The organism is Spirillospora sp. NPDC046719, from assembly GCF_040645715.1.
In the GTDB taxonomy this organism is placed as follows: Bacteria; Actinomycetota; Actinomycetes; order Streptosporangiales; family Streptosporangiaceae; genus Spirillospora.
Window position 1 is genome coordinate 1 of the sequence record NZ_JBEYYT010000675.1, and the last position, 3,717, is coordinate 3,717.

Consider the following 3,717-nt stretch of genomic DNA (forward strand, 5'->3'; position numbering starts at 1 on the left):
GGGGGGGTCACGGCCCCCGGACCCCGGCTCGCCCCATCCCTCCCCGCCGGCGGCGGGGGCGGGCGCGGGTGCGCCCCGCCACCGGGTCGCGGCCGAGGCCGCCGGGCGTGACGTCCACGACCGTGCCGCCGCCCGTCGCGGCGAACGCGCGCAGGTCGGACAGCATCGCCGCGTCGTCGTCGAGCGTGCAGTGGTCCAGGCAGTCGTACGGACGTTCGCGCAGCAGCCACGCCAGCCCCGGCGTCGTCCGGGCGTCGCGCAGGAACGCGAGCGCCGGGTCGGCGGCCGGCTTCACCGCCTTGCGGACGTCGTTGCGCAGGTGCTCGTGGGTCAGGGTGAGCCCGAGCCCGTCGCTCGCGACGGGCCCGGCGACCGTCATCACCGGCACCGCGCCCGGCGAGCCTCCCGGCGGAGCGCCCGGCCCGGGGTACGGCACGGTCATGTCCGTCCCAGCAGCTTGGCGCCCAGCTCGGACAGCGTCCGGCCGCGCAGGTTCAGCCAGATCGCGGCGAGCAGCACCAGCCCGGTGACGATCGGGGTGAGGAACGGGCTCACGCCGAGCAGCGTCAGCCCGTTGGCGATCACCCCGGTGATCACGGCGCCGATGATGCTGCCGATCATGGTGCCGCGGCCGCCGAACAGGTCGGTGCCGCCGAGCACGACCGCGGCGATCACGGTCAGCTCGAAGCCCTGCCCGGAGTTGGCCGAGCCGGAGCCGAGCCGCGCCGCGGTGAGCAGCCCGGCGACGCCCGCCGCGAGCCCGGCCAGCATCAGCGTGACCATCTTGATCCGGGCGGTGTTCACGCCCGCGCGGCGCACCGACTCCTCCTGCGAGCCGATGCCGTTGACGTAGTTGCCGAACCGGGTCCTGGCCAGCAGGATCCCGCCGACCACCACGGTGGCCAGCGCGATCCACGCCAGCGCGGAGAAGCCGAGGAACTTCGCCTCGCCGATCTTCGCGACGTACAGCCGCCGGTCGATCGGCACCGAGAACCCCTTGGTCCACAGCTGCGCGAGCCCGCGGATCACCGACATCGTCGCCAGCGTGACGATGAACGGCGGGATCTTCTGGTAGGCGGCGAGCCAGCCGTTGACCGCGCCCCAGAACAGCCCGGCCGCGAGGGCCGCGACGATCACGAGGGAGGAGTCCCAGCCGGCCTTCAGCATCTCGGCCGTGCCGACCGCGACGAACGCGACCGTGGAGCCCACCGACAGGTCGATCTGCCCGGTGGTGATCACGAAGGTCATCGCGACCGCGACGATCAGCGTGATCGCCACCTGGGTGGCGAGGTTCGACATGTTGTCGAAGCTCAGGAAGTTGTCCGCGCCGATGCCGAAGCCGACGAACAGCGCGACGGTGACGCCGAGCATCGCCAGCGTCGCCTTGTTGGCGCGCTCCCAGCGGCTCGGGGTCTTCGCCAGGACGGTCGGGGCGGGCGGGGCCTGCACGCTCATCAGGCCACCTCCTCGGTGTGCTCGCTGCCGGAACGGGTGATCATGGCGACGAGCCGCTCGATGTCCAGCGCGGACACCGGCTCGTCCTCGACGCTGCGGCCCTCGTACATGACGGTGATGCGGTCGCAGACCTCGAACAGGTCCTGCAGCCGGTGGGTGATCAGGATGACCCCGACGCCCTGCGCCGCCACGTCCTTGATCATGGCGAGCACCTGGCGGACCTCGGCGACCGCCAGCGCGGCGGTCGGCTCGTCCAGGATCAGCACCCGCGGCTTGAACGACACGGCGCGGGCGATCGCCACGGCCTGCCGCTGCCCGCCGGACAGGTGCCCGATCTCCTGATAGGTCGACTTGACCCGGACGTGCAGGTCCGACAGCGTCTCGGCGGCCTTGTCGTGCATGGCGCGCCGGTCGATGAACGGGCCCTTGCGCGGTTCGCGGCCGAGGAACAGGTTGCTCGCGACGTCGAGGGTGTCGCACAGCGCGAGGTCCTGGTAGACGATGCCGATCCGCTCGCGGCGCGCGTCCGCCGGGCTGGCGAACCGCACCTCCCGGCCGTCGATCGTGATCTGGCCGGCGTCGTGCTGGACCGCGCCGGCCAGCACCTTCATCAGGGTGGACTTGCCGGCGCCGTTGTCGCCGACGAGGCCGAGCACCTCGCCGGGCGCGAGGGTCAGGTCGACGCCGCGCAGCGACTGCACCGCGCCGAACGACTTGGTGATGCCCTTCAGCGTGACCAGCGGTTGATCGCCCATGATCACTTCTCCAGGTAGTACAGGTAGTCCCCGACGTTGGCGGGGGTGACGATCTGGGTCGGGACGGGGACGTCCTTCGGCGCGGACCGCTTGCACGCCAGGTCGATCGCGGCGTTCATCGCGTCGTAGCCGAACTGGAAGGTGTTCTGCTGGACGACTCCCTTGATCCAGCCGGCCTTCAGCCCGTCGACCGCCTGGCTGGACAGGTCCCAGCCGACGACCTGGAGGTCCTTGGTGCGCTGCTGGCTGACCACGGCGGCGGCCAGGCCGATGAGCGCGGGCTCGCCGGTGGCGTAGGCGTAGGGCAGGTCCGGGTTGCCGGTCAGCAGGTTCTCCGCGGCGGTCTGCGCGTTCTCCTGGATGTTGCGGCCGTCCACGACGTTCTTGATCTTCATGCCGTGCGCGGTGACCTCGTCGGAGAAGCCCTTCTGCCGCTCGTTCTGGATCGTGCTGTTGAGGGCGCCGACCACGCCGATGTCGCCCTTGCCGCCGGAGATCTTCAGCAGCGCGTCGGCGAGCTGCTTGCCGCCCTCGGCGTTGGCGGTGCCGACCTGCGTGGACACCGCCGGGTCGTCGACGGTGGCGTCCACCGCGACGACCGGGATGCCGGCGTCCTTGGCGCGCCGGATCGCCGGCTTGATGCCCTCGGTGTCCACCGCGTCCACGATGATCGCGTCGTAGTGGCCCGCGACCATGTCGTCGATGGCGTTGGCCTGCGTGGTGGAGTCGTCGTTGCCGTTGACGACCTGCACCTGCGCGCCGGCCTTGCCCGCGACCGTCTTGGCGCCCGTGTTGATCTGGTTGAAGAACAGCGCCTGGAGGTTGATCGGGACGAGCCCGATCTTCGGGGCGCGCCCCTGCACCTTGCAGGCCTGCGCGATCCGCTGGGGCGGGGGCGGGCCCTGCTCGGTCGCCTTCTTCTCTGCCGCGATCTCCTTGCGGGCCTGGACGTCGCAGGCGGTCGTCGCCGTCAGCAGCAGGCCGAGCGCGACCGCGGCCGTCACCGTGCGTCGCATCATGTCTCCTCTCCATGGCGCCGCGCGAGCGCGGGGGACGCGTCCGGACCGGTTCCGGAATGAACCGTGTCCGTGGGGGCCGTATGTGCTTGAGCTGTGCTCGCCTCGGCGGGGTGCGCTCCGGCGGAGTCGATATAGGCGAGGACGTCCTCGCGATGCGGCAGTCCCGCGCGCGCCCCGGGCCGGGTGCAGGACAGGCCCGCGGCGACCGCGGCCACCCGCGCCGCCTCCAGCGGGTCCGCGCCCCGGTCCAGTTCCGCGCAGTAGGAGCCGGCGAAGCAGTCCCCGGCGCCGGTGGCGTCCACGGCGGTCACCTCGATCGCCGCGCCGGCGTGCCGGCCGCCGTCCGGAGTGAACAGCGTCCAGCCCCGGGAACCGTCCGTGACCACCAGGTTTACCCGATGTTCGGTAGCGGTCGAGGCGAGCGCGTCGTCGTCGCCGAGGAACGCGGCGGCCTGCGCGCGGCCGACGACCGCGTGGTCGGCCGCGGC

5 protein-coding genes are annotated in these 3,717 nt (G+C 72.2%); all 5 read right to left on the minus strand.

Going from position 1 to position 3,717, the window contains the following annotated elements; genetic code table 11:
• Window positions 1-7: 7 nt before the first annotated feature.
• On the minus strand, window positions 8-442 hold the full coding sequence (locus ABZ914_RS48445; protein ID WP_500201371.1) for a phosphotriesterase family protein: 435 nt from the start codon (window positions 440-442) through the stop codon (window positions 8-10).
• Window positions 439-1,455: an ABC transporter permease gene (locus ABZ914_RS48450; protein ID WP_190858346.1), complete on the minus strand. Its 1,017-nt coding sequence runs from the start codon at window positions 1,453-1,455 to the stop codon at window positions 439-441. The genes ABZ914_RS48445 and ABZ914_RS48450 overlap by 4 nt, the downstream gene beginning before the upstream one ends.
• Window positions 1,455-2,210: an ATP-binding cassette domain-containing protein gene (locus ABZ914_RS48455; RefSeq protein WP_190858348.1), complete on the minus strand. Its 756-nt coding sequence runs from the start codon at window positions 2,208-2,210 to the stop codon at window positions 1,455-1,457. The genes ABZ914_RS48450 and ABZ914_RS48455 overlap by 1 nt, the downstream gene beginning before the upstream one ends.
• A 2-nt stretch (window positions 2,211-2,212) precedes the next feature.
• Window positions 2,213-3,229 (minus strand): substrate-binding domain-containing protein, encoded by a 1,017-nt coding sequence (locus ABZ914_RS48460; protein WP_206700031.1) that lies wholly within the window; start codon window positions 3,227-3,229, stop codon window positions 2,213-2,215.
• Window positions 3,226-3,717, minus strand: a 492-nt coding sequence (locus ABZ914_RS48465) for a carbohydrate kinase family protein (RefSeq protein ID WP_500201372.1), incomplete at its 5' end; no start/stop codon positions are given. The genes ABZ914_RS48460 and ABZ914_RS48465, both read right to left, overlap by 4 nt.